Genomic DNA, 23,538 nt, shown 5'->3' with positions numbered 1-23,538 from the left:
TTCTGAATGATCGCTCCCGCCGACCTTCCAACCCCAGCCGAACGCGAAGTCCGCTCGCTTTCACCGGAAGCGCGCCGGATGAAGCGGCGTCGGAGCTTGGCGCAGCCAGCACACCTCACTTCGGGCGCGTCGGTTGACAGGCAATTGCCGGACTGGCGCGCTGCGCTATCGGCTGCTGCCGGTCCGATGGGGCCGGGCACGCGGGCATTCGAAGTCGTCAAGCGCACGGCGCATGGCACATATAACGATGGCTTCATCCACGCAGGCAACCTCGCCTACCTGTCGATGCTGGCAATCTTCCCGTTCTTCATCATCAGCGGGGCCGTGTTCCAGCTGATCGGCGAGGTCGAAGAACGCCGCATGATGATCGACGCTGTGCTGCTTTCCATGCCGCCGACGGTGGCGCGCGTCATCGGGCCAGTTGCATCAGAGGTTGTGGATGCGCGTTCCGGCTGGTTGCTATGGCTGGGTGTCGCAGTGGCTTTGTGGACGGTGTCGAGCCTTATCGAGACCATCCGCGACATATTGCGGCGTGCTTACGGGACCAAGGCGAGCCACGCTTTCTGGAAGTATCGCCTGTTTTCCGCCGGTCTCATCCTCGGGGCGGTCATCCTGCTCATGGTGTCGCTATTCGCAACGGTCACCATCGGGGCCGCACAGCAGGTGATCGACGCCCGCTTTCCGCAACTCAACGAAGCGGTCACGACTCTGCGCGTCACCCGCATAGTGCCTGCTCTGGGTCTTGCAGGATCATTGTACCTGCTGTTCTACACCCTTACGCCAAGCGAATATCGTCCGCGCCGCTATCCAAAGTGGCCCGGCGCTTTGTTTACCGCAATCTGGTGGCTGAGCGTCACAACCGCGCTGCCCGCAGTGCTCGGACGATTCTTCACCTACGACCTGACCTATGGCAGTCTCGCCGGCATCATCATCGCGCTGCTGTTTTTCTGGCTCGTTGGGCTGGGACTGGTTATCGGTGCCGAATTGAACGCCGCACTCGCCGAACCGGACGATTGCCACGAGGCGTCCACGGAAGAAGGCTGTGAGCAGGAGGAAACGGCATGAGCGATCTGATGCAGGGCAAACGCGGGCTGATCATGGGCCTTGCGAACGACAAGTCGCTGGCCTGGGGAATTGCCAAGCAGCTGGCCGAGAATGGCGCTGAACTGGCGTTTTCCTACCAAGGAGACGCGCTGGCGAAGCGGGTGAAGCCGCTCGCCGAACAGCTCGGCAGCGATTTTACGTTCGAATGTGACGTCTCCGACATGGATTCGCTCGATGCGGCCTTCGCCACCCTGAAAGAGCGGTGGGACACGATCGACTTCGTGGTCCACGCCATCGGGTTTTCCGACAAGAACGAGCTGCGCGGCAAGTATGTCGATACCAGCCTCGACAATTTCCTGATGACGATGAACATCTCGGCCTATTCGCTGGTCGCCGTGACCAAGCGCGCGGCGGAAATGATGCCGCCCATCAATGAAGACGGCACCGGCGGCGGCAGCATCGTGACGCTGACCTATTATGGTTCGGAAAAAGTGATCCCCCACTACAACGTGATGGGCGTCGCGAAGGCCGCACTGGAGACGAGCGTCAAATACCTCGCCAACGATCTGGGTCCGCGCGGAATCCGGGTGAACGCCATCAGTGCGGGGCCTGTAAAAACGCTGGCGGCGAGCGGCATCGGCGACTTCCGCTACATCCTGAAATGGAACGAGCTGAACACGCCATTGCGCCGCAACATCACGATCGGCGATGTCGGCGGGGCGGGGCTTTATTTCTGCTCCGCCCTGTCATCGGGCGTCACTGGCGAAACCCATCACGTCGATGGCGGGTACCATATCGTCGGGATGAAACAGGAAGACGCGCCCGACATTGCGCTCGATTAAAGGCGCGGCAACGAGGCCACGCTAGCCTCGGCCGACGCTCGAATATTCGAAACCGGCAGCGCGAACATCCGCAGGGGTGTAGATGTTGCGCAGATCAACGAGGACAGGCGCTTTCGCGGTTTCCTTCATCTTGACCAGATCCAGCGCACGAAACGCATCCCATTCCGTCACAATGACTGTCGCATCGGCGTCCTTGATGGCTTCGTAAGGGTCGGCGCACATCGTCACTTCGGGCATCAGTGGCTTGGCGATTTCCATGCCTTCAGGATCATACGCGCTGACTTCCACGCCGGCATCGATCAGCGTCTGGGCCACAGCAATCGCCGGCGAATCGCGCATGTCGTCCGTATTTGGCTTGAACGTCAGACCGAGCAGCGCGGCTTTCTTGCCGCGTGCTTCCTCAAGCCCGCCCAGCGCGTCGAGGACCTTGCGGCCCATTGCGCGTTTGCGGCTGTCATTGACCTTCACGACGGCCTCGACGATCCGCGTTGGACTGTCGTAGTCCTCTGCGGTCTTGAGCAAAGCGAGCGTGTCCTTGGGAAAGCACGATCCGCCATAGCCGGGGCCGGCATGCAGGAATTTCGGCCCGATCCGGCCATCCATCCCGATCCCGCGGCTGACATCCTGAACATTCGCGCCGACTTTTTCGCAAAGATCAGCCATTTCGTTGATGAAGGTGATCTTCGTCGCCAGGAAAGCATTGGCGGCATATTTGATCAGCTCGCTGGTGCGCCGGTCGACGAAAAGGATCGGCGATTCGTTCAGGAATAGCGGGCGATAGACTTCGCGCATGACCTCACGGCCAAAATCATCCTCGGTGCCGATCACGATCCGGTCAGGGTGCTTGAAGTCGCCGATGGCTGCGCCTTCGCGAAGAAACTCAGGGTTGGAGACGACCGCGAATTTGTGGCTGGTCCCCGTGTCGGCGATAATCCGCTCGACCTCGTCGCCGGTGCCGACGGGCACGGTTGATTTCGTCACGATCACCGCATCATTCGACAGGTTTTCGCCAATCTCCTCGGCCACCTGATAGACGTAGGTGAGGTCGGCGTGACCATCCCCGCGGCGGCTCGGCGTGCCCACCGCGATGAAGATGGCGCTGGCCCCCTTGATCCCTTCGGAAAGCGACGTCGTGAAGCTGAGCCGTCCGCTGCGCATATTGCTCTCGACCAGCGAATCCAGACCGGGCTCGTAAATCGGCATAATGCCATCATGCAGGCGGTCGATCTTGCTTTGATCCTTGTCGATGCAGACGACGTCATGCCCGAAATCTGCAAAACACGCGCCCGAAACGAGGCCGACATAGCCCGAGCCAACCATGGCAATTTTCATCGCTTCTCATCCTCCGTCGGCGCGCAGAGCCGAGCCTTGATCCAAACCGGCCTAATTAGAGCCAGGCACCCGCTTGTCCACCCGTTTGGACCCGCGGCGCCGCAATAACGACAAGCGCACCTTGTGCCGTATTGACAGTCTGCGGCGCGGAGTGACAGTCGGACGCTTCAAGCAATCACATTCCTTTTCGGCTAGGGGCCAATTTTGCGCACTATTCTCATCACGGGATCGGCCGGATTTATCGGCTATCACTTGTCGCAGCTGCTCCTCGATGAGGGATTCAGGGTTGTCGGCTATGACGGAATGACCGATTACTACGATGTCCGCCTGAAAGAGCGGCGGCATCAGAACCTGATGCAGAACCAGCATTTCAGCGCGAATATCGGGATGCTCGAAGACTTCGAGGCGTTGCATGCTCTTGCCATGGCTGAAAAGCCCGATGCGATCGTCCATCTCGCCGGCCAGGCGGGTGTGCGGTACAGTCTCGAAAATCCGCGCGCCTACGTCCAATCCAACCTGGTCGGCACATTCAACGTGATGGAATGCGCGCGCGAGCTGCGCGTGGATCACCTGCTGATGGCGTCCACCAGCTCGGTCTACGGCGCGAACGAAGACATGCCGTTCAGCGAACAGGACAAATGCGATACGCCGCTGACGTTTTATGCGGCGACAAAGAAGGCGAACGAAGCGATGGGCCATTCCTACGCCCATTTGTGGAACCTGCCGATCACGATGTTCCGTTTCTTCACGGTCTATGGGCCGTGGGGGCGGCCCGACATGGCACCAATCAAGTTTGCCAAGGGTATTTTCGAGGGATCGCCGATCGATATCTACAACAACGGCGAGATGCATCGGGACTTCACCTATGTCACCGATCTCGTGCGAGGCATTCGGCTGTTGATCGACACACCGCCCGATCGACCGGAAAGCGCAGGTGATATCGCGGAGTGGGACAGCCTTTCGCCCGCGGCCCCGTACCGCATCGTCAATATCGGGAATAATGACAAGGTCCGCCTGATGGACTTCGTCACAGCGCTGGAGGAGCATTGCGGGCGCGAGGCGGTGAAAAACTTCGTGCCGATGCAGAAAGGCGATGTGCCCGCGACCTGGGCCGATGCGACCTTATTGCGCGAGCTGACCGGATACGCACCGAAAACCAGCGTTTACGACGGAGTCGGCAAATTCATCGCATGGTACCGCGACTATTACCGGGTTTAGAGTGGCGGCCTGAGCCGGGTAGCGGGCTTAGCTGCCAGGCAATTCAGCGGGCGGCGCTGCGTCGAGTGGGACCAGCTCTTCATCACCATCGTCGAATGGGCCGTCTTTCGACGGCTCAGCCGGGATTTGGCGCGCTTCCTCATCGATTGGAGGCGGGGTCAGCGTAGGATCGAATTCACCTGGAACCGGTCCCTGCCGCTCACGCTCGAGGCGCTCCAGATATTCACGCTCAATCTGCTCGACCCGGCTTTGTTCGGCAGCGGCATCCTGATCGATGGTCGAAAGACGTTCTTCACGCGCTTCGTTGATGAGGCGGCCAAAGCGGATGTTCTCGCCTTCTGCGCGGTCGCGGTAAGCGGCATCGATGAATTGCTGAGTGCAGCCCGTAAAGCCGCCTGCTCCAGCCGGATCGCACGACATTTCACCGAAATCGCCGAGATAGCGGATGCTTTCGACCCGTTTCGCCCAAGCGGTGTTTTCCGGTGAGCTGCTCTGACGCAGATTGCTCGGGATGCGGTAGCGGTCGGCCTCGACGAGGATCTCGCAAATGACGATTTCGCCTTCGCTGGCTTCGGGGCATTCGCTTTCGTCGTAGGCGATGACCATGTTGACCTTGTCACCAGGCTCGCTCTGCGCGGCGGCGGGTACTGCTGCCAGCATTGCAGCGCATGACACGCCTGTGGCCAAAAGGGTTGCGCTAAGCAGCTTGGTCATTGGTAGTCATCCTCTGTTGGAGCCCATGCTCACACTGTATTCTATCATTTCCGGCCAGATAGTTACACGCCCGTGAATTGATCGTGAATTGGGGCAGTTTCCGCCTTGGCCGGACACCGCGTTTCCTCAGACCCGCTCACTGACCTTGATCGCGATCTTGCAGCCCAGCCGGATCGCGCCCGACAGCAGTGGATAGGCCGGCGCTTTCTCGGCACCATTGGCAAGCGCGGCATCGCGATGCGCGCGCTCGTCTTCGCGAAACTCCGCGATCATCGCGGCAAGTTCGGGTTCGGTCCCGGTTTCGGCCAGCCGATCCAGCTGCTCGGAATAATGCTTGTCGATTTCCTCCTCGACTGCCGCGGTGCAGGCCATGGCTGCTTCCGGACCGAGCAAGGCCGTTCCCGCGCCCAGCGCGTATCCCGCTGCCGACCAGAACGGGTGCAGCGCGGTCGGGCGAACGCCGCGCTTGGCAAGCAATTCATCAAAGCGCGCGCGGTGGCCCTCTTCCTGTTCGGCCATGTGGCGGATTTCCGCAGAATGCGGGCCGCGATCGCCCATCACGGCGAGCTGACCTTCGTAAATGCGCGTCGCGCCGAATTCGCCGGCCTGGTCGACCCGGATCATCCGGTGGAGTTCACCGCGTTTCATAGTCGTTTCTCGCTTCCTGTACCCATAACGCTCAAGCCGAGCACAGCGATCCCGCCGAGGGTCGAAATAAGAAAATTCCACCCGGCCAGCGAAATCCCGAAAAGGCTCCACGGCGCGACATCGCAACGGATCAGCGGCGCTGCGGAAGGGTTCATCACATCGACCGGCCCGCTGAGAGTTGCGCAACTGGTGATACCTTCCCACCAGCCATATTCGACCCCGGCGTGAAAGCCACCGATCAGGCCCGATGTCAGGATCGCAAGACCTGCCAGTGCGATCCAGACACGCGGAGGTTTCAGGAAATAGGCGAAAAGCCCTGCGCCTAGGGCGGCGAAGTGGGGGTAACGCTGCCACCAGCACATCTCGCACGGGAACAGTCCGAACACATATTCGGAGACATATGCTCCGCCCAGCAATCCCGCAGGGATCGCCACGGCGAGCAGCCTTGCCTGCTTCACATCCATCATGCGCCGCTATCTAGGGCGGTTACTTGCGCAGCGCCACAGAACTCTTCGTCGTGCGGCGCAACGTTTCGAGCGCATAGTGTAGCTGGAAATCCTCGATCCCCTGCTCCTCGAGCTGTTCGGACGTCAGTTTGAAGCGCGGATCGTCGATCTCGTCGGATTCCAGCTCCTCATCCTTGATGCCGAGTTCGTTGATGAGGTGCCCGCGAAGGTCGCTTTCGCGCGTCTGATACTTCGCCCGCAGCGCAAGGTCAGGATCGGACAGCTGAGGCACCGTGATGTCAGGCTTGATACCGCCTTCCTGCACGGACGCGCCTTTCGGCGTATAATAGCGTGCAGTTGTCAGCTTGAGCGCAGCATCGCGGCCGAGCGGCAGCAGCGACTGGACGCTGCCCTTGCCAAAGCTGCGCTCACCCATGACCAGCGCGCGGCGGTGATCCTGCAGCGCGCCTGCGACGATCTCGGAAGCCGAGGCCGAGCCCGCATCGATCAACACGATCAGCGGCAGACCGTCGGCCATATCGCCGCGGAACACCGTCTCCGCATCGTAAAGCAGGGTTTCGCCGCGAGCACGGCCGCGCTGCGACACGATCCGGCCCTCGTCGAGGAACAGGTCGGACAGGGCCACCGCCTCATCGAGCGAACCGCCAGGATTGGAACGAAGATCGAGCACGAGGCCGCTCACACGTCCCGTCGCCTCTTCCTGGATTTTGGTCCACGCATTGAACACGTCCGCACCGACATCGGCGGAAAACTCATTGACTGTGATGACGCCCACATTCCCGGCGGCGAGCTCATGCGTTACCGGCTCGAGCTCGATTACGCCGCGGGTCACGTCGACTTCGAAGGGCTCATCGCGCCCGGGGCGGAAAATCGTCAGCTGGATCGACGTCCCGGCCTTGCCGCGCATCTGCGCAACCGCATCGTCGAGATCGCCGCCATAGATCAGCTTGCCATCGAGATGAGTGATGAAATCCCCCGCCTTGATACCCTGTTTGTCAGCCGGGCTGCCTTTGAACGGAGAGATCACCTTGACCGCGCCGTCTTCCATCAGAACGGACAGGCCGAGGCCCGAATAATTGCCGTCGATCATGGTTTCGAGACGTTGGAGATCGCTCCCGTCGAGATAGCCCGAATGCGGATCGAGCGCGCCCAGCATTCCGTCGATCATCCCGCGAATCAGCACCTCGTCCTCAACCGGTTCGACATAGCTCGCCTGGATACGCTGATAGACCGCGAATACTTTGGAGAATTCGGGTCCGGCGCGGCCATCGACCTGGGCCATCGTGGCGGTGGTGGCGGGGATGAGAGCGACCGCGGTGACGAGTGCGGCGCTGCGCAGGAATGCAGCAACTTTCATGGGCAATTCGGCTCCTTCAAGAACACATTTGTATATCAGCGCGCGGCTGAACGCCAGATAACAGTCTGCGAGCGCACAACCCGTCCCGACACGGGTCAATTCGGGTGCCGCACACCAATAGTTACGCGGCCATCGCAGCTCGAGACGCGCGGTGCGGGCGCTATCCGAGGAATTGCAGGGGATTGACCGGTTCGCCTTCCCGCCTGAGCTCGAGCGTGATCGAGGGATCCTGCCTGCTTGCGGAACCCAGCGGGCTGCCTCCGATCACGCTATCTCCGACCTCGACGGTCGTGCGCTCAAGCCCGGTAACGAGGCTTGTCCAGCCACCCGCATGTTCGATGATGACGATGCGCCCATATCCACGATACGGTCCGGCAAAGACGACGCGTCCGCTTGCCGGGGCGACAATCTGCGCGCCCGGAACCGGGCCGAGCGAAAGCCCGGTGCTGCGCAGGCCGCTTTCTCGCAGCGCGCCGAACCCGGCGAGTGTGCGGCCTTGCACAGGCAACTGAAAATCCTGCGGCGGAGCGGTGGCGGTCGTCGGCGATGCCGAGGGAGCGGGATCGGGGGTAGAGCTTGCGATCGCAGCGCGGCCGTTTCCCAGACTGGCAGGGCGCATCACCGGTCCGGGCAATGAAGCGAGTTCGGCGCGCAGGCTGGCGGCATCGTCGATCCGACTCATCAATCCATCGAGATCGCGCGCTTCCTCAGCCAGCGCCAACGCCCTTTCGGCTTGCCGTGAGGCGGTGCCGCGAGCCTGTCGCGAGGCGAGGCGTTGACGCGTTTCGAGCTCGGCCAGTTCTTCCCGGCGGGATTGCAGGGTCTGCTCGTTCTGGCCGAGTGCCTCCAGCGCATCGGCAGCAGATTGTTCGAGCCTTTTGACTTGGTCGAGGTCACCACGAAGCGCCGCAGTCCGAGCGCGGATCTGCGGCACTGCGCTATCGAGAACAGCGCGTACGTATACCAGCTCTTTCAACGAACCCGGTTGCAGCGCCGAGAGCGCGAGCGGGCGGCGCGCGGCGGTCTGCAAGGCGCCCGTCAGGCGCGCCAATGGCTGCTGCCTCTCGGCAAGCCTTGCAGCGATGGCCGCGCGGTCCGTCCGCGCAAGCGAAAACCGGGCGCGGGTCGCAGCGATCTCGGCCTCGGCGCGTTGTATCTGAGCGGCGATGGACGCAGCTTCGCGGGCTGTTTTCTCCGCGGCTTCGCTCGCGGCGTCAGCCTGCCGGGCCAGACGCGCGGAACGGGCCTGCGCGCGCTGGCTTTCGCGCGTCGCCCGCTCGAGCTGGGCCTGCGCTTCGCCAGGGTCCATGATGCCAACATCGCGCTGCGCCGCGCTCATTGGCACGACCGCGACAAGCAGTGCGCCCGTAAGCGCGCCAAGAATGAGGATGCGGTTCGTCACGGCATCACCCTGCCCGATGATAGGGATGTCCTGCAAGAATGCTTGTCGCGCGGTAGAGCTGTTCCATAAGCATGGCGCGGGCGAGCAGGTGCGGCCAGGTCGCGGGTCCGAAGGCGAGCAGCAGGTCAGCCTCGGCACGATCTGCGGCGGTATGGCCATCGGCAGCGCCGAGGACAAAGCGCGCCTCTCGCATCCCGTCATCGCGCCAGCGACCGAGAGCATTGGCGAATTTTTCCGATGAAAGCGCCTTTCCGCGCTCATCCAGCAGCACCGTCTTGAAAGGGGTTTGCGGATCGGGAGTGCGCCCGCCGGTTTCGGGAAGCTCGGTGAGTTTGACCGGCCAGGTCAGGCGCTTCTCATAGCGCGCGACCAGCTCTGCCTCCGGCGATCGGGCAATCTTTCCGCGAGCGATGATATGGAGGAGGATAGAGAGTGACCCCGGCTAATTCAGGTGAGACTGGCATCTGCGAGCTGTCTTTGCTCGTGCACGCCATTCAAGGCGCGAATTCCTCGCTCACGCGGCCTGAAGTCCGCATCGCTGCGGACGCCCGCGCGGGGCTTGCGACGCCTGCGACATTGAGCCATCCCAGAAATCAGGCTTGGTCGCAGAGCCGGCAGGCCCGAGGATCCCGCAGCCCGGATGGGCTGCGAAAAGAAGACTACGCCCTGCCCTGCTGCGCCACGCCGCCTTCGAACGACCACATGCGCTCGAGGTTGTAAAAGCTGCGCACTTCGGGGCGGAACAGGTGCACAACGACGTCGCCTGCGTCGATCAAGACCCAGTCAGCCTGCGGCAGACCTTCGACCCGAACCGGGCCATGGCCTGCATGCTTCACCTTCTCGGCGAGTTTCTGCGCCATCGCCGCGACCTGACGCGTGGAACGACCGCTCGCAATCACCATGTGATCGGCGATAGAGCTCTTGCCCTCGAGTGGGATCGAAACGATGTCCTGCGCCTGATCATCGTCAAGCTGGGTCATCACCAGATCGTGCAGTTCGTGTTCGCTCATGTCAGCAGCCATGGACTGTGCCGCCTGAACGGATTTTGAAGCGCCGGTTGCAGCCGCCGCTGTATGTGCCTGTGTCATAGGCCAGTATAAGTCTCCATATTGTTGAGCAAAAATGGGGATCGGCAGGCCGTTTGGCAAGAATATCGATGAAAGCGCTGTCAGCGCGCCTCATGAACCCTCGCTCGTGCGGATTGTCCGGAAAGTCAGCCGATCGCGAACCGGGACGTCTCGATATTCGGATGCCCAATCCGCATTGGCACGGCGAATGGCCGTGGCCGAACGTGGATCAGGATCGAAACGCAAAAACACCAGCGCCGGTGCGCTCCATTGCCCCTTTTCCCTGAAACTGGAGGCAGGCACCGTATAGCGCCTGAACCAGGCCATGGCGGGGCTCGCCAAGGCATCAGCATTATAGCCGGGCCTGGCGATGACCGCAATCGGCATTGTCCGCGCTATGTCGCGCCAGCGCCGCCACTTGTGGAATTCGGCAAGGTTATCGGACCCCATCAGCCACACGAATTCGCGCTTGGGATAGCGGTTCTGCAGCTTCCTCAGGGTATCCACAGTGTAGCGCGTGCCCAGCGACTGCTCGATTGCCGTGGGCACGATCGGAGCGCGCCGCGCCTGCGCCTGTGCCGATCTCAGCCGAGCAGCAAGAGGGGCCATGCCAGCCTTGGGCTTAAGCGGGTTGCCGGGCGAAACCAGCCACCACGCCTCATCCAGGCCGAGCGCGGCCATTGAAAAGCGCGTGATCCGCCTGTGACCGCCATGCGCGGGGTTGAAACTGCCGCCGAGAAGGCCGGTTCGGATCAGAGTGCTTCTCCGCGCAAGGCCGGTATCACGGCCGCGCCTGGCCGGTGCCACGCACCAGCCATTTATACGTGGTCAGCCCTTCAAGCGCGACGGGGCCGCGCGCATGGAGGCGTCCGGTCGCGATTCCTATTTCCGCGCCAAGGCCAAATTCCCCGCCATCGGCAAACTGCGAAGACGCATTGTGCATCACGATCGCGCTGTCGACGCGGGATAGGAAATGCTCCGCTGCCCCATCGTCCGACGTCACGATGGCATCGGTATGCGCTGAGGAATGGCGCGCGATATGAGCCATGGCGTCATCCAGCCCGCCGACCACAGCGACGGACAGAACGGCGTCGAGATATTCGGTGTCCCAATCGTTAGCGCTGGCGGGGATCACCCTGTCGTCGAGCGCCTGGATGCTCGCATCGCCGCGCAATTCGCAACCTTGGTCGAGCAATGCACCGACAAGTCCCTGCGCATCAGGAAAATTCGCGTCGATCAGCAGGGTCTCCATCGCTCCGCAAATGCCGGTGCGGCGCAATTTTGCGTTGAGAGCGAGCGCTTTCGCCATCCCCGGGTCGGCGGCAGAATGGATATAGGTGTGGCAGATGCCATCGAGGTGGGCGAGTACCGGCACGCGGGCATCGGCCTGCACCCGCTGTACCAGGCTTTTGCCGCCGCGCGGTACGATCATGTCGATCAGCCCGGAAGCGGTGAGCATCGCGCCCACTGCTGCGCGGTCCTGCGTCGGGACCAATTGCACCGCCGTTCCCGGCACGCCGCCTTCCTCCAATCCGGAGACGAAAGCGGACAGGATCGCACGGTTGGAATGCACGGCCTCGCTCCCGCCGCGCAAGAGCGCCGCATTGCCGGAGCGAACGCACAGCGCGGCCGCGTCGGCGGTGACATTGGGGCGGCTCTCATAGATTATGCCGATGGTGCCGATCGGCACGCGTATCCGAGATAACCGAAGCCCATTGGGCCGCAACGATTCGTCGATGATCTCGCCCACCGGGTCGGGCAGATCCGCGACAGCCGCAACACCGGCGGAAACCGCTTTGAGGCGTGCGTCATCGAGCATCAGCCGGTCGAGCATCGCCTTCGAAAGGCCGCGCTCCCGGCCCGCCGCGAGATCGCGTGAATTGGCCTCGAGGATGGCGTTGCGATTATCCAGAAGGTGCCTTGCCGCGAGCCGCAGCGCATTGGCGCGTGCAGCGCTCGGCATGGCCGCGAGGTCGCGCTGCGCCGCCTGCGCTGAAACCGCCATATCGGCGATCAGGTTCTCTGGCGTCAATGCTTCGGTTGCTGATTGTGCAGACATGACGTCATTACTGTGGAGGCTTGATCGGGAGGTCAATCGAAATTGCGTGCTTGCCGAGGCGATGGGCCAAGTTGGCTCCGTCGCGCTCGATTCGTTTCAGGCAGCGCACAAAAATTGCGCGCAAACGTCACCAGAGCGCTTTGGTTCCAGCCTCAAATCCAAGTATTTTCACCGATAAGCACGTTTCATCCCGATTTCGCATCGTTTCGCCGTTGGCGTTAACACTCTGATTCGACCCGGTCCAAATCGGTTGATAGCCACATCCTCGGATCGCAAATACGAAAAGAAATCCGGGGTCGAATTGTCAGATAAACAGTCCACACGGTCGTGGGGGGAACGCCTCCGTGAATGGTTTCCTGATCGAGAGTTCTTCATGCGCTCTCAGGGTCAGGTCCGCTTCATCAAGATATCGTCGCGAGTGCAGATGGCATCTGCTGGCGGTGTAGCCGCTTTTGCGCTGATCTGGGGCGCATCGATGAGCGTAATGGCCTTCAACCAGTACCGCGCCGAAGCCGACCTTGCCTCTTTCCAAGATGAAAAGGCGCGCGTTGCCACGGCGCAGGAACGGCTCGATGTCTATGGCAACGATCTGAACCGGGTGGTCGACGAGCTCACCATCAAGCAAAGTTTTCTCGAAGAAATGGCGCAAATGCTGCCGGATGACATTCGTGAAACCAACACCAATGTGACCGATTCGTCGGCAGAGACTGCCGAAACAGTCGAGAAAGTCGGCGCGATGATCCCGCAAGCTCTGGGCCTCGCGAAGATCGAAGCGCGCCAGATCGCGCTGGTCGAGCGCCTCACCCGCTTCGCCGATGCCCGCGCCAAGCGCGCCGAGGCCGCGATGCGCAAGCTTGATCTCGATCCTGCCGCGCTCGCTCGCAATGTCGAACGGCAGAGCGGCGTCGGTGGTCCGCTGGAAGTGCTCGCGACGTCGGCTGACGGTTCGGTCGATCCACGCTTCGAACGCCTCGGTCTCAGCCTTGCGCGGATGAACGCGCTGGAACGCGCGCTCGAGGGCATTCCTCAGGTCGTGCCGGCCAGCATTGAGAAAATAACGTCCAGTTTCGGTTTCCGCCGCGATCCCTTTACGCGCCGAGGAGCGATGCATCAGGGGATCGATTTCAAGGGCGCGCGCGGTTCGCCTATCTTTGCGGCTGCCAAAGGAACCGTCACTTTCGTCGGCCGGAAAGGCGGTTTCGGCAAAACCGTCGAGATTCGCCACGAAAATGGCATGATGACGCGTTATGCACACATGTCCCGCTTCGATGTGGAAGCCGGGCAGGAAGTGGATGCAGGCGAAACCATCGGCGGCCTGGGTAGCACCGGCCGATCGACCGGACCTCACCTGCATTTCGAAGTCCGCATCAACAACCGCGCGGTGAACCCGCGCCCATTCCTGGAGACCGCCCCCGATGTTCTCAAAGAAGTCCGCGGATCCGGTTCCGTCCGATCCACAGCCCCCTCAACGCCCAGCGAGTAAACCTATGGCTTCCGGTAACAATTCGACTTTTTCCGTAATCGGCTCCGACATCAAGATCGAAGGCAATATCAGCGCCTCTGCTGACCTGCATGTCGATGGATCGATCGAAGGCGACATCAAATGCACCTCGCTCGTCCAGGGGGAAAGCAGCGAAGTAAGCGGCGGGATCACTGCCGAATCCGCTCGTCTCGCAGGCCATGTCAGCGGGTCGATCACGGCCAAAGAGCTCGTGATCCTCAAAAGCGCCCGGATTGAAGGCGATGTGCACTACGATGCACTGACCATCGAGCAAGGCGCTCAGGTCGATGGACGCTTTGCTCCGAATGCACGCCGCAGCGCCGCAGGCACCGGTGGTTCGGCTCAGGCCCCGCGCCAAAGCGTCAAGCCTGCGAAAGAGGGCGACGCCGATCAGGCCCAGCTGAAAATCGCGACCTGATCCAGCCAATCTGGAAACAACCGAAAACGCCGCGGCCTCACAAGGGAACGCGGCGTTTTTGTTTGGCTCGTACCGTGCGCTGCCTCAGAGAACTTCGGCGCGAAGAGCCTTGCGATCGAGCTTGCCGATGATCGTCTTGGGAAGTTCATCGCGGATCACCACCTTGTCCACGCGCTCATGCTTGCCGACTTTGTCGTTGAGCCACCCCTTGAGCGCATCGGCGCCCATGTCGGTATCCGGCTCCAGCGTGATGTAAACGCGCGGAACTTCACCGAGATAATCGTCGGGCACGCCGATGACGAGCGCCTCCTTCACAGCTTCGTGCTCGAGGATCACGTCTTCCACGACGCTCGGGAAGACCTTGAAACCGCCGACCGAGATCATGTCCTTGATCCGGTCCACGATTTCCAGAAAGCCGTCCGGGTCAACCACCGCGACGTCGCCGGTGCGCAGATATTGCTTGTTGCCGCGCGTCACGAAAACCTCGGCCTGCGTTTCCGGGCGATTCCAGTAACCGCGCATCACCTGCGGGCCATGGATCGCGAGTTCGCCAGGTTCACCTTCGGGCGCGAGCTTGGTCGGATCTTCCTTGTCGAGCAGCACGATCTCCGTGCGCGCAACCAATTGGCCGATCGTCCCTTTCTTGCGGGTGCCTTCGTACGGATTGACCGAAACCACGCCTGAACTTTCGGTGAGGCCATATCCCTCGACCACGCGAACGCCGGTCACTTCTTCGAATTTGGCATGAACAGGCGCAGGCATGGGCGCGCCGCCCGAAATGCACACCTTCAGCGACGACATGTCTGTCCTGGCGAGGTCGGGATGATCGAGCAACGCCTGAAACATCGTGGGCACACCGGGAAAGCCGGTGGTCTTGTACTTCTGGATGGTCTTCAGCACCTGCTTCGCCTCAAACCGCGGGACCATCGCGATAGCGCCCCCGCTTGCGACGGCATGATTGAGCAAAGCGGTGTTGGCGAACACGTGGAAGAATGGCAGCGCGCCCATGAAGACTTCTTCGCGCGGATTGTCGGCCGGGTTGAGAGCCGCGACCTGCTGCGCGTTCATCACCAGCTGGCTATGGCCGAGCATCGCGCCCTTGGGCCGCCCGGTCGTGCCACCGGTATATTGCAGCAGGGCGAGGTCTTCCTCGGGATTGATTGCGGTAACGGGCGGTGTCTTGTCCGGCGCGCATTCCTTCCACGCGCGGATACGATCCGAATAGGCGACATTGGCGATCTGGCTGCGCTTCAGCAACTTGAGCGCCGTCCCCTTGATCCACGGCAGCATGTCGGAAAGTCGCCCGACGATCAGCGTTTCCAGCTCAGAGCTTTCGAGCACTTTCGATGCGGTGTCGTACAGCTCTGGCACGTCCAGCGTCACGAGCGCGCGGGTACCGCTGTCGCCGACTTGCCAGGCCAGTTCATCGATCGAATAGAGCGGCGAGAAATTGACGACGATCGCACCCGCCATCATCGCGCCGTAATAGGCAGAGGCGTAGATGGGAACATTGGGCAGGAACAGGCCGACCCGGTCGCCTTTACCGATCCCCATCTCGGCAAGACCCGCCGCAAACCGCTTCGCTTCGGCAAGCATTTCGCCATACGAATACGTGCGCCCGAGGAAGTGCAGAAACGGGGCTGACGGATCGTGAGCCGCCGTGCGTTCAAGCATTTGCGGCAAGCTCATCAGCTCGAATTCAGAATCCCACGGCCTTGGGTGATGGTACGAAGCATTATTGACATACATGTCAGCAGGCATGGCGGATCACGCTTTGCCGTACAAGCAAAACTGCGCGTCCCATCGCCAAATCGAAAGGGAAATCGCAAAGCCCGAGCGGATGACCAAAAACAGGTGCATCCGCAGGGGTGATATTGCGATTATTCCTTGTTTGCGTCGTCGTCCTCGGGGGCAGTCTCGGCCGCCGCGTCTTGCCCGGTGCCTGCGCCGTCATCGATCTCGCTGGGTGCAGGGGTCGACGCAGCAAACGCCTCATTCGGTTCGACAGCAACACCGTTTTCTTCAGCTTCGCGTTTCGCAGCGAGCCACGCTTCGGCCTCGGCTTCCTGTGCAGCCCGCGCAGCAGCCTTGACGTTTTCCTCGCGCTCGGCCTGCAATTCCTCGATCAGCTTATCCTTGTCAGAGCGCTGATCCGCACCTTCAACCGGCTCAGGCACCTCTTCAGTGATACCCGCGCGTTTCGCCGCCTTGGCGACGACCGCGTCGAGCTCACGCTGGGAGCAAAGCCCCAGGGTAACCGGATCTTTCGGCTGGATGTTCTGGATGTTCCAGTGCGTGCGTTCGCGAATGGCGCCGATCGTGTTGCGGGTCGTGCCGATCAGTTTCGATATCTGCGCGTCCGAAACCTCCGGGTGGTTACGCAGAACCCAGGCGATGCCGTCCGGCTTGTCCTGACGTTTGGAAACCGGCGTATAGCGCGGACCTTTGGTCCGGGTCACTTCAACCGGAGCCTTGTGCATCTTGAGCGTGTAGTTCTCGTCCGCCTGACCCTTCTCGATTTCCTCGAGCGTCAGTTCACCGGCGTGGACCGGATCGCGTCCGGTGTATTTGCTGCCCGCCAGATCGTCCGCCATCGCCTGCACTTCGAGCAGATGGAGTCCACAGAACTCCGCAATCTGTTCGAACGACAGGCCTGTATGGTCGACCAGCCAGGTGGCGGTCGCGTGCGGCATGAGCGGAGTGGGCTGGGTTTTGGCCTGAGCCATAGAAATCTCCGTAAAAAATAGAAGGGCCGCCCCTTTCGGAGCGGCCGTTGCACCATTGCAGATAGGCGAAAGGCTGCCTTACGGCAAGCCAATTGGCAGTATCCGCGCAATCAGCGGCCTGCGCGCAGCGATGATCTGACAATCACATCGCCGGTTCGGAGACCAGCAGGCGGCACTCTTCGTGGCGCAATGCGACCAGAGCGCTCAGGAATTGCCGGGTCGCCGCGTCCCATGTGAAGCCCGCGCCGAAAGCGGCGCAGGCAGCCCTGTCACGTGTCAGCGCTATCTCAATCGCACCGTTCAGATCCTCTGACATCGCCCCGACCGACCAGTCGAGGATATCTGCCGGCCCGGGCACTGGGAAAGCGGCAACTGGCGTCCCGCAAGCCAGAGCTTCTATCATGACGAGGCCGAAAGTATCGGTACGGCTCGGAAACACGAAGACATCCGCACCCGCGTAGCATCCGGCCAGGTCGGTGCCGGTGCGCTTGCCGAGAAAGACGGCGTCCTGAAATCTCGTTTCGAGATCGCGCCGGCAGGGGCCATCTCCAACGACAACCTTACTACCGGGATGACTGGAAGCCAAAAACGCCTCGATGTTCTTCTCGACGGCGACGCGTCCGGCATACAGCTGGATCGGCCTGTCAAGGCGGGCGTATTCAGGCGGCGGAGGCGCGCCGGGATAGAAACTCGCCAGATCGACCCCTCGTCCCCAATGGCTGAGATGGGTCAGGCCCTGCTGCCGCAATTGATCGCGGATGCTCTCGGTGGCGACCATGATGCGCTGGGCGGGGCGATGGAACCAACGGATATAGGGCCAGAAAGCCTTCGCCGGCAGCCCGATACGCCGCGCGAAGTATTCGGGGAATTGCGTGTGGTAGGCGGTGGTAAAAGGCACTCCGCGCGCCAGGCAATATCGGCGCGCAGCAAAACCTAGCGGGCCTTCGGTGGCGATGTGCACCGCATCGGGTGCGATCTTGCGCAATTGCCGACCGACAGCGCCCGGCCACGTGAGCGCCAACCGAATCTCGGGGTAAGTCGGCGCGGGAAAGGACCGGTATTGCTGCGGCGAGATCACGGTCACATCGTGACCCCATTGACGCAGCACTTCGCTTGTGACCGCGAGTGTGCGAACCACCCCGTTGACTTGCGGGTGCCAGGCGTCCGTGACGATCGCGACCGATTGCGGGGCCGGCGATGCGTGCCGCATCACGCAGCCTCCCGCGTAGTCTCGGGTGCGCCGGCGCGATCCAATTCTTCGCACCGTTCGCGCTCCCGTATCACGTCCGGCCAGTTCAGAATTTCCATGCGGCCATCGTTATGTTCGACCAGTGCGTTGCACCCCTCCACCCAGTCGCCGTCATTCCAGTATTCTACCGCTCGTCCCGCGTGGTCGAAGCTGCGCATTTCTGCGGTGTGGATGTGCCCGCAAACGACCCCGTCAACGCCGCGATCACCAGCGGCCTTCGCCACGATCTCCTCGTAGCGCGAGATAAAATTGGCGGCGTTCTTGACCTTGTGCTTGGCAGCCTTCGACAGCGACCAGTACGGTTTCCCGGCAAGCTTACGCGTGACATTCACGACGTAATTGAGCTTCATCACGGCATGATATGCCCAGTCCCCGACGAAAGCGAGCCAGCGGTGCGACAGCATGACGGCATCGAATTCATCGCCGTGCAGAACCATCAACCTACGGCCATCGGCTGTATCATGAAAAGCGGCGCGGCGAATTTCGACCCCGCCGAAATTGAGCCCGGTGAATTGCCGAAACATCTCGTCATGATTGCCGGGGATGTAGACGATCCGGGTGCCACGCTTCGCCCGTTTCATAATCCGCCAGACGATGTCGTTGTGGGAAGATGGCCAGTAGAACTTCTTTTTCAATCGCCAGCCATCGATGATGTCGCCGACGAGATACATCGTCTCGCTATCGGTGCGATCGAGAAAATCGATGAGCATCTCGGCATTGCAACCCTTGGTCCCCAGATGGACGTCGCTGATCCAGATCGTGCGGTAGCGCGCACGGATTTGATGTGACGGCTCAGGAACACTTGGTTCTGAAATCGGCAAGCTGGAAAGCATGAAGTCGGTCACGGGACGTCCCCTCTCGGCATCGCATCTGCCGATCCTTTCTGGCAGCCGAATGTGACACCCGATTCACAGGGCGGTGACGGTTTTGTGTAAATGCGAAAGACGTAAGACGGCCTGGGGCCGCTCAGGTCATCGGGGTGAACCCGTCCAGCGTCGGAACCCGGTCGATCCAGCGGCCGATCGCCGGGAAGCGCGACAGGTCGAACCCGCCCTCGTCGGCGACATGCGTGTAAGCGAACAGCGCCACATCGGCGAGTGACGCAGTGGACCCGGCCATCCAGTCGCGGTCTTTCAGGTGATCCTCCATCGCCGCGAGCGCGTCTTCGCCCGCGATCCGTTTCGTCATCATCTGCTCGCGCTGCTGGTCGGAGAGATTCTCGCTGCCGACGAACCTGCACCAGAATCGCAAAGTCGCGATGTTGGGTTCGTGGCTGTACTGTTCGAAAAACATCCACCGCAGCATCTGCGCGCGTTCGAACCGGTCTTCCGGGACGAGCCGCGTGCCTTCGGCAAGGTACCAGCAGGCCGCGTTGCTTTCCGGCAGGTAACGCGATCCGATCTGCAACACGGGGATGCGACCCTGCGCGTTGACATTGCTCTTGAACGCGTCAGTGCGCGTTTCTCCTTTGAGGATGTCGTATTGCCGCGTTTCCAGCGGGATCGAAAGCAGCGCGGCCGTCAGCTTGATCTTGTAGCAATTGCCGCTCCGGGGGTCTTCGTGAAGAGTCAGTGTTTCAGCCATGGTCCACCTCCAGTACGATCTTACCAATATGTTCGCCTGCTTCCATCCTGGCATGCGCTGCCGCTGCTTCGGCTAGCGGGAGGGTCTTATCCATCACCGGCGCGAGCTCGCCGCTTGTAAACAGCGGCCAGGCGTTTGCGGCGATCTCATCCGCCAGTGCCGCCTTGAACGCATCTGAGCGCGGGCGCAGGGTCGATCCGGTCAGTGTGAGGCGCCGCATCATCACCATCGGCATGAACAGCTCCGCCTTCGCCCCGCCAAGCACGGCGATCGTCACATGGCGACCATCTTCGGCAAGGCACTGCAGATTGCGCGGAACGTAATCGCCCGAGACCATATCGAGCACGACGTCCACGCCCTTACCCCCGGTATACTCTTTCACCGCCTCGACGAAATCGGCTTCCTTGTAGTTGATCGCAAGGTCCGCGCCCACTTGGCGCGCGGCTTCGCATTTCGCTTCGTCTCCGCAGGTAACGATCACCTCGATATCGAATGCCTTGGCGAGCATGATCGCCATCGTCCCGATGCCCGATGTCCCGCCATGCACCAGCAAGCGTTCGCCATCACGCGCCAATCCGCGCTCGAACACGTTGTGCCAGACGGTAAACAGCGTTTCGGGAAGCGCGGCTGCGGCTTTGAGATTCATGTCGGCGGGCACGGGCAGGCAATGCTGCCACGGCGCGGTGCAATATTGGGCGTATCCCCCGCCCGGCGTAAGCGCAGCGATCATCTGCCCGATCATTTCCGATGGAACTTCGCGGCCCACGGCGACGATCTCGCCAGCAACCTCCAGCCCAAGGATCTGCGACGCACCGGGCGGTGCCGGATAATGCCCGGCACGCTGGATACAATCGGGCCGGTTTACGCCCGCATAGGCAACCTTGATTAGCACATCGCCGGGCCCGATATCAGGCATGCTGGCCTGTTCCAGGCCGAGCACGTCCGGACCGCCCGGCGACGCGAACCCGATCGCGTCCATCCTTTCGGGAAGATCTGCCGCCCGTTTCAAAACCATCGATTTGCCCCGTTTACCCCAATTTCCAGCGATCTTGCGCCGCAATTACCTGCCTCGCGCATTGACAGCAAGCCGATTGGCTTGCGATGTTCGTGGCAATGGATGACGGAGACCTTCCGCGCCCGAAAGGCGACGCCGCTGGCAAGCTCAGCTCGGAAGACCTTGCGCCTTATTCGCAGGATGAACTGGATGAGCGGGTAACCTTGCTCGAAGCGGAAATTGTCCGGGTGAAAGCCCACCGCGACAAAGCCTCCGCCCACCGCGCCGCCGCAGACGCGCTGTTCAGCAGTAAATCCGAATGACGCGCGGCGGTGTAACTTCATCACGGATTCGCAATTTTCGCGGCCAAACCCATATTGTGATAAAATCGCTTTTTACCTTCTCGATTAGCAATCCCTCTTCCTTCCTCTGCTAGAGATTTCTTGATGCCCAGTTTTGCCCAAAACCTTGAACGCACCCTCCACAACGCGCTCGGCAATGCGTCCGAACGGCGTCACGAATATGCGACGCTCGAACATCTGCTGCTCGCCCTGATCGACGATGAGGACGCGGCGCAGGTGATGGCGGCATGCGGCGTGGACTTGGCGGAACTGGGCGAGGTCGTGAAGCAATATCTCGATCAGGAATACCAGTCGCTCAAGACGGAGGACGACGCCGATCCGCAGCCAACCGCCGGGTTCCAGCGGGTGATCCAGCGTGCGATCCTGCACGTCCAGTCATCGGGCAAGGACACGGTGACCGGCGCGAATGTCCTGGTCGCCCTGTTCTCCGAAAGGGACAGCTACGCCGTGTATTTCCTGCAACAGCAGGACATGAGCCGGCTGGATGCGGTGAGCTACATCAGCCACGGCATCGGCAAAGGCGGCCGTCAGATCGAATCCAAGCAACCGACCGGCAGTGAAGAAACGCCGGGTGATGCCGAAGAGACCAAGAAAGATGGCGGCTCCAAAAAGGAAACCGCACTCGACCAGTTTACCGTCAACCTCAACAAGAAAGCCGAGGACGGCAAGGTCGACCCGCTGATCGGTCGCGGTCCCGAAGTCGACAGGACAGTGCAGATCCTGTGCCGCCGCTCAAAGAACAACCCGCTTTATGTCGGCGACCCCGGGGTTGGTAAAACCGCCATTGCCGAAGGTCTTGCACGCAAGATCGTAGAGGGTGACGTTCCCGAAGTGCTGGAGCCTGCGGTCATTTATTCGCTCGACATGGGCGCGCTGCTGGCCGGCACGCGTTATCGCGGCGATTTCGAAGAACGGTTGAAGCAGGTGGTCTCGGAGCTTGAAGGGATGCCGGATGCGATCCTTTTCATCGACGAGATTCACACCGTTATCGGTGCGGGTGCGACCAGCGGCGGGGCGATGGACGCCTCGAACCTGCTGAAGCCCGCGCTGTCGGGCGGCACGATCCGCTGCATCGGTTCGACCACCTATAAGGAATTCCGCAACCACTTCGAAAAAGACCGCGCGCTGCTGCGCCGGTTCCAGAAGATCGACGTGAACGAGCCGACGATCGAGGACACGGTGAAGATCCTGAAAGGTCTGCGCAGCGCTTTCGAAGAACATCACAACGTCAAATACACGCCCGATGCGCTCAAAACCGCGGTCGAGCTGTCCGCGCGCTATATCAATGACCGCAAATTGCCGGACAAGGCGATCGACGTGATTGACGAGGTCGGTGCTATGCAGATGCTGGTACCGCCGAGCCGCCGCAAGAAGAAGATCACCGCAAGGGAAATCGAACAGGTCATCGCCACCATGGCGCGGATCCCGCCGAAATCGGTATCGAAAGACGACAAGAAAGCGCTCGAAAATCTCGGCCGCGATCTGAAACATGTCGTGTTCGGTCAGGACGAGGCGATCACGCGCCTTTCCACCGCCATGAAGCTCAGCCGCGCAGGTCTTCGCGATCCGGACAAGCCGATCGGCTCTTTCCTGTTCAGCGGCCCGACCGGTGTCGGTAAAACGGAAGTCGCGCGCCAACTCGCCTCGATCATGGGGATCGAGCTCAAGCGCTTCGACATGTCGGAATACATGGAACGCCACAGCGTCTCGCGCCTGATTGGTGCGCCTCCGGGCTATGTCGGTTACGATCAGGGCGGCCTGCTGACCGATGCAGTCGACCAGAATCCGCATTGCGTGCTGCTGCTCGACGAGATCGAGAAGGCGCACCCGGACCTGTTCAACATCCTGCTGCAGGTGATGGATAACGGCCGCCTGACCGACCACCACGGCAAGACGGTCGATTTCCGCAATGTCGTGCTGATCATGACGACCAATGCGGGCGCATCCGACATGGCGCGCAGCGGCATCGGCTTTGGCGACGTGTCCAAGGAGGACGCCGGGACCGAAGCGGTGAACAAGATGTTCACCCCCGAATTCCGCAACCGTCTCGATGCGATCGTGCCCTTCGCCTATCTCGGCAAGAGCACCGTCGCCCGCGTGGTCGACAAGTTCATCCTCGAGCTCGAACTCCAGCTCGCCGAACAGAACGTCCACATCCAGTTCGACAGCGACGCGCGTACGTGGCTGGCGGACAAGGGTTATGACAAGCTCTACGGCGCGCGCCCGATGGGCCGCTTGATCCAGGACAAGATCAAGCAGCCGCTGGCCGAGGAGCTGCTATTCGGAAAACTTGCCGATGGCGGGGAGGTGCATGTCACGGTGAAAGACGGCAAGCCCAGCTTCGAACTGGCGCCTGCTCCGCCCAAGGCGAAGCCCAAACGCAAGGCACCCGCAAAGAAGAAACCGGCGGCAAAGAAAGCCCCCCCGGCCAAGGATACGGGCGCCAATCCGGAAGCTTCGGACAGTTCCGGCGGCGGTGACAGCGAAAACTGATAGCGCGTCCTAACTGGATTTTTCCGCGCCAATGTGATTGATCGGCCCCCAAAGCAATTTG

23 protein-coding genes are annotated in these 23,538 nt (G+C 61.4%); 7 read left to right on the top strand and 16 right to left on the bottom strand.

The features are described 5' to 3' along the window. Positions 1-6 precede the first annotated feature (6 nt). Positions 7-1,065 (top strand): YihY/virulence factor BrkB family protein, encoded by a 1,059-nt coding sequence (locus tag KCG45_RS05595; protein ID WP_218316073.1) that lies wholly within the window; start codon positions 7-9, stop codon positions 1,063-1,065. Beyond that, the gene (gene fabI / locus KCG45_RS05590) at positions 1,062-1,886 is read left to right on the top strand and encodes an enoyl-ACP reductase FabI (RefSeq protein ID WP_218316072.1); all 825 of its coding nucleotides are present in this window, start codon (positions 1,062-1,064) and stop codon (positions 1,884-1,886) included. The genes KCG45_RS05595 and fabI overlap by 4 nt, the downstream gene beginning before the upstream one ends. A gap of 21 nt (positions 1,887-1,907) precedes the next feature. Here fabI and KCG45_RS05585 read toward each other — a convergent pair whose 3' ends face one another. Next, positions 1,908-3,218 carry a UDP-glucose dehydrogenase family protein gene (locus tag KCG45_RS05585; RefSeq protein ID WP_218316071.1) on the bottom strand — a complete coding sequence of 437 codons (1,311 nt, stop codon included), beginning with the start codon at positions 3,216-3,218 and terminating at the stop codon, positions 1,908-1,910. Positions 3,219-3,422: 204 nt separating this feature from the next. Between KCG45_RS05585 and KCG45_RS05580 the strand changes: the two genes are divergently transcribed. Beyond that, complete coding sequence (locus tag KCG45_RS05580) at positions 3,423-4,436, top strand: GDP-mannose 4,6-dehydratase (protein ID WP_218316070.1); 1,014 nt, start codon at positions 3,423-3,425, stop codon at positions 4,434-4,436. Between the two features lie 27 nt (positions 4,437-4,463). Here the strand turns inward: KCG45_RS05580 and KCG45_RS05575 are convergent, their stop codons facing one another. The 9 genes from KCG45_RS05575 to KCG45_RS05535 all read right to left on the bottom strand — a co-directional run bounded on the left by KCG45_RS05575 (position 4,464) and on the right by KCG45_RS05535 (position 12,150). Further along, on the bottom strand, positions 4,464-5,150 hold the full coding sequence (locus tag KCG45_RS05575) for a hypothetical protein (RefSeq protein ID WP_255547965.1): 687 nt from the start codon (positions 5,148-5,150) through the stop codon (positions 4,464-4,466). A 126-nt stretch (positions 5,151-5,276) separates the two neighbouring features. Beyond that, entirely contained in the window at positions 5,277-5,798 is a 522-nt protein-coding gene (locus KCG45_RS05570; protein ID WP_218316069.1) for a demethoxyubiquinone hydroxylase family protein, read from the bottom strand. Beyond that, a complete protein-coding gene (locus tag KCG45_RS05565) occupies positions 5,795-6,265 on the bottom strand; it encodes a disulfide bond formation protein B (RefSeq protein WP_218316068.1) in 471 nt (156 codons plus the stop codon). The genes KCG45_RS05570 and KCG45_RS05565 overlap by 4 nt, the downstream gene beginning before the upstream one ends. 19 nt (positions 6,266-6,284) lie before the next feature. Further along, positions 6,285-7,622 carry a S41 family peptidase gene (locus KCG45_RS05560; RefSeq protein ID WP_218316067.1) on the bottom strand — a complete coding sequence of 446 codons (1,338 nt, stop codon included), beginning with the start codon at positions 7,620-7,622 and terminating at the stop codon, positions 6,285-6,287. Positions 7,623-7,782: 160 nt separating this feature from the next. Further along, a complete protein-coding gene (locus KCG45_RS05555) occupies positions 7,783-9,024 on the bottom strand; it encodes a murein hydrolase activator EnvC family protein (RefSeq protein WP_369410738.1) in 1,242 nt (413 codons plus the stop codon). A 4-nt stretch (positions 9,025-9,028) separates the two neighbouring features. Then, positions 9,029-9,451 carry a 23S rRNA (pseudouridine(1915)-N(3))-methyltransferase RlmH gene (locus tag KCG45_RS05550; RefSeq protein ID WP_218316473.1) on the bottom strand — a complete coding sequence of 141 codons (423 nt, stop codon included), beginning with the start codon at positions 9,449-9,451 and terminating at the stop codon, positions 9,029-9,031. Positions 9,452-9,683: 232 nt separating this feature from the next. Next, complete coding sequence (rsfS, locus tag KCG45_RS05545) at positions 9,684-10,046, bottom strand: ribosome silencing factor (RefSeq protein WP_255547964.1); 363 nt, start codon at positions 10,044-10,046, stop codon at positions 9,684-9,686. A 156-nt stretch (positions 10,047-10,202) separates the two neighbouring features. Then, on the bottom strand, positions 10,203-10,898 hold the full coding sequence (locus KCG45_RS05540) for a nicotinate-nucleotide adenylyltransferase (RefSeq protein WP_218316065.1): 696 nt from the start codon (positions 10,896-10,898) through the stop codon (positions 10,203-10,205). Beyond that, positions 10,873-12,150 carry a glutamate-5-semialdehyde dehydrogenase gene (locus KCG45_RS05535; protein WP_218316064.1) on the bottom strand — a complete coding sequence of 426 codons (1,278 nt, stop codon included), beginning with the start codon at positions 12,148-12,150 and terminating at the stop codon, positions 10,873-10,875. The genes KCG45_RS05540 and KCG45_RS05535 overlap by 26 nt, the downstream gene beginning before the upstream one ends. 373 nt (positions 12,151-12,523) lie before the next feature. Here KCG45_RS05535 and KCG45_RS05530 point away from each other — a divergent pair, with 373 nt between their 5' ends. Continuing rightward, a complete protein-coding gene (locus KCG45_RS05530; RefSeq protein ID WP_218316063.1) occupies positions 12,524-13,633 on the top strand; it encodes a M23 family metallopeptidase in 1,110 nt (369 codons plus the stop codon). Positions 13,634-13,637: 4 nt separating this feature from the next. Continuing rightward, positions 13,638-14,069, top strand: coding sequence for a bactofilin family protein (locus KCG45_RS05525; RefSeq protein WP_218316062.1), 432 nt, complete (start codon positions 13,638-13,640; stop codon positions 14,067-14,069). A gap of 84 nt (positions 14,070-14,153) precedes the next feature. Here KCG45_RS05525 and KCG45_RS05520 read toward each other — a convergent pair whose 3' ends face one another. From KCG45_RS05520 to KCG45_RS05495, 6 genes are all read right to left on the bottom strand, one after another. Then, positions 14,154-15,830 (bottom strand): long-chain-fatty-acid--CoA ligase, encoded by a 1,677-nt coding sequence (locus tag KCG45_RS05520; RefSeq protein WP_439648907.1) that lies wholly within the window; start codon positions 15,828-15,830, stop codon positions 14,154-14,156. Between the two features lie 119 nt (positions 15,831-15,949). Beyond that, positions 15,950-16,795 carry a DUF1013 domain-containing protein gene (locus tag KCG45_RS05515; protein WP_218316061.1) on the bottom strand — a complete coding sequence of 282 codons (846 nt, stop codon included), beginning with the start codon at positions 16,793-16,795 and terminating at the stop codon, positions 15,950-15,952. Positions 16,796-16,937: 142 nt separating this feature from the next. Beyond that, positions 16,938-18,005, bottom strand: coding sequence for a glycosyltransferase family 4 protein (locus KCG45_RS05510; protein WP_218316060.1), 1,068 nt, complete (start codon positions 18,003-18,005; stop codon positions 16,938-16,940). After that, complete coding sequence (locus KCG45_RS05505; protein ID WP_218316470.1) at positions 18,005-18,877, bottom strand: UDP-2,3-diacylglucosamine diphosphatase; 873 nt, start codon at positions 18,875-18,877, stop codon at positions 18,005-18,007. Before KCG45_RS05505 ends, KCG45_RS05510 begins: the two co-directional genes overlap by 1 nt. 133 nt (positions 18,878-19,010) lie before the next feature. Next, positions 19,011-19,628 carry a glutathione S-transferase family protein gene (locus tag KCG45_RS05500; RefSeq protein ID WP_218316059.1) on the bottom strand — a complete coding sequence of 206 codons (618 nt, stop codon included), beginning with the start codon at positions 19,626-19,628 and terminating at the stop codon, positions 19,011-19,013. Continuing rightward, the gene (locus KCG45_RS05495; RefSeq protein WP_255547963.1) at positions 19,621-20,643 is read right to left on the bottom strand and encodes an NAD(P)H-quinone oxidoreductase; all 1,023 of its coding nucleotides are present in this window, start codon (positions 20,641-20,643) and stop codon (positions 19,621-19,623) included. Before KCG45_RS05495 ends, KCG45_RS05500 begins: the two co-directional genes overlap by 8 nt. 98 nt (positions 20,644-20,741) lie before the next feature. Here KCG45_RS05495 and KCG45_RS05490 point away from each other — a divergent pair, with 98 nt between their 5' ends. Both KCG45_RS05490 and clpA read left to right on the top strand, forming a co-directional pair. Next, on the top strand, positions 20,742-20,945 hold the full coding sequence (locus KCG45_RS05490) for a DUF1192 domain-containing protein (protein ID WP_218316468.1): 204 nt from the start codon (positions 20,742-20,744) through the stop codon (positions 20,943-20,945). Between the two features lie 123 nt (positions 20,946-21,068). Further along, positions 21,069-23,477, top strand: coding sequence for an ATP-dependent Clp protease ATP-binding subunit ClpA (gene clpA / locus KCG45_RS05485; protein WP_218316058.1), 2,409 nt, complete (start codon positions 21,069-21,071; stop codon positions 23,475-23,477). Positions 23,478-23,538: the final 61 nt, after the last annotated feature.

The sequence above is a fragment of the Erythrobacter ani genome, from assembly GCF_019204025.1.
GTDB lineage: Bacteria > Pseudomonadota > Alphaproteobacteria > Sphingomonadales > Sphingomonadaceae > Erythrobacter > Erythrobacter ani.
The sequence above is the reverse complement of the archived record's forward strand: the minus strand, read 5'-3'. Positions and strand labels throughout refer to the sequence as shown.

Excerpts from the sequence above, each read along its gene's own strand:
- KCG45_RS05495 (WP_255547963.1), bottom strand. The coding sequence starts at position 20,643 with ATGGTTTTGAAACGGGCGGCAGATCTTCCCGAAAGGATGGACGCGATC.
- KCG45_RS05490 (WP_218316468.1), top strand. The coding sequence starts at position 20,742 with ATGGATGACGGAGACCTTCCGCGCCCGAAAGGCGACGCCGCTGGCAAG.
- KCG45_RS05530 (WP_218316063.1), top strand. The coding sequence starts at position 12,524 with ATGCGCTCTCAGGGTCAGGTCCGCTTCATCAAGATATCGTCGCGAGTG.
- KCG45_RS05525 (WP_218316062.1), top strand. The coding sequence starts at position 13,638 with ATGGCTTCCGGTAACAATTCGACTTTTTCCGTAATCGGCTCCGACATC.
- KCG45_RS05535 (WP_218316064.1), bottom strand. The coding sequence starts at position 12,150 with ATGTCTGCACAATCAGCAACCGAAGCATTGACGCCAGAGAACCTGATC.
- KCG45_RS05505 (WP_218316470.1), bottom strand. The coding sequence starts at position 18,877 with ATGCTTTCCAGCTTGCCGATTTCAGAACCAAGTGTTCCTGAGCCGTCA.
- KCG45_RS05595 (WP_218316073.1), top strand. The coding sequence starts at position 7 with ATGATCGCTCCCGCCGACCTTCCAACCCCAGCCGAACGCGAAGTCCGC.
- KCG45_RS05565 (WP_218316068.1), bottom strand. The coding sequence starts at position 6,265 with ATGATGGATGTGAAGCAGGCAAGGCTGCTCGCCGTGGCGATCCCTGCG.
- rsfS (WP_255547964.1), bottom strand. The coding sequence starts at position 10,046 with ATGGCTGCTGACATGAGCGAACACGAACTGCACGATCTGGTGATGACC.
- clpA (WP_218316058.1), top strand. The coding sequence starts at position 21,069 with ATGCCCAGTTTTGCCCAAAACCTTGAACGCACCCTCCACAACGCGCTC.
- KCG45_RS05570 (WP_218316069.1), bottom strand. The coding sequence starts at position 5,798 with ATGAAACGCGGTGAACTCCACCGGATGATCCGGGTCGACCAGGCCGGC.
- KCG45_RS05500 (WP_218316059.1), bottom strand. The coding sequence starts at position 19,628 with ATGGCTGAAACACTGACTCTTCACGAAGACCCCCGGAGCGGCAATTGC.
- fabI (WP_218316072.1), top strand. The coding sequence starts at position 1,062 with ATGAGCGATCTGATGCAGGGCAAACGCGGGCTGATCATGGGCCTTGCG.
- KCG45_RS05560 (WP_218316067.1), bottom strand. The coding sequence starts at position 7,622 with ATGAAAGTTGCTGCATTCCTGCGCAGCGCCGCACTCGTCACCGCGGTC.
- KCG45_RS05515 (WP_218316061.1), bottom strand. The coding sequence starts at position 16,795 with ATGGCTCAGGCCAAAACCCAGCCCACTCCGCTCATGCCGCACGCGACC.
- KCG45_RS05510 (WP_218316060.1), bottom strand. The coding sequence starts at position 18,005 with ATGCGGCACGCATCGCCGGCCCCGCAATCGGTCGCGATCGTCACGGAC.
- KCG45_RS05575 (WP_255547965.1), bottom strand. The coding sequence starts at position 5,150 with ATGACCAAGCTGCTTAGCGCAACCCTTTTGGCCACAGGCGTGTCATGC.
- KCG45_RS05585 (WP_218316071.1), bottom strand. The coding sequence starts at position 3,218 with ATGAAAATTGCCATGGTTGGCTCGGGCTATGTCGGCCTCGTTTCGGGC.
- KCG45_RS05520 (WP_439648907.1), bottom strand. The coding sequence starts at position 15,830 with ATGCCTGCTGACATGTATGTCAATAATGCTTCGTACCATCACCCAAGG.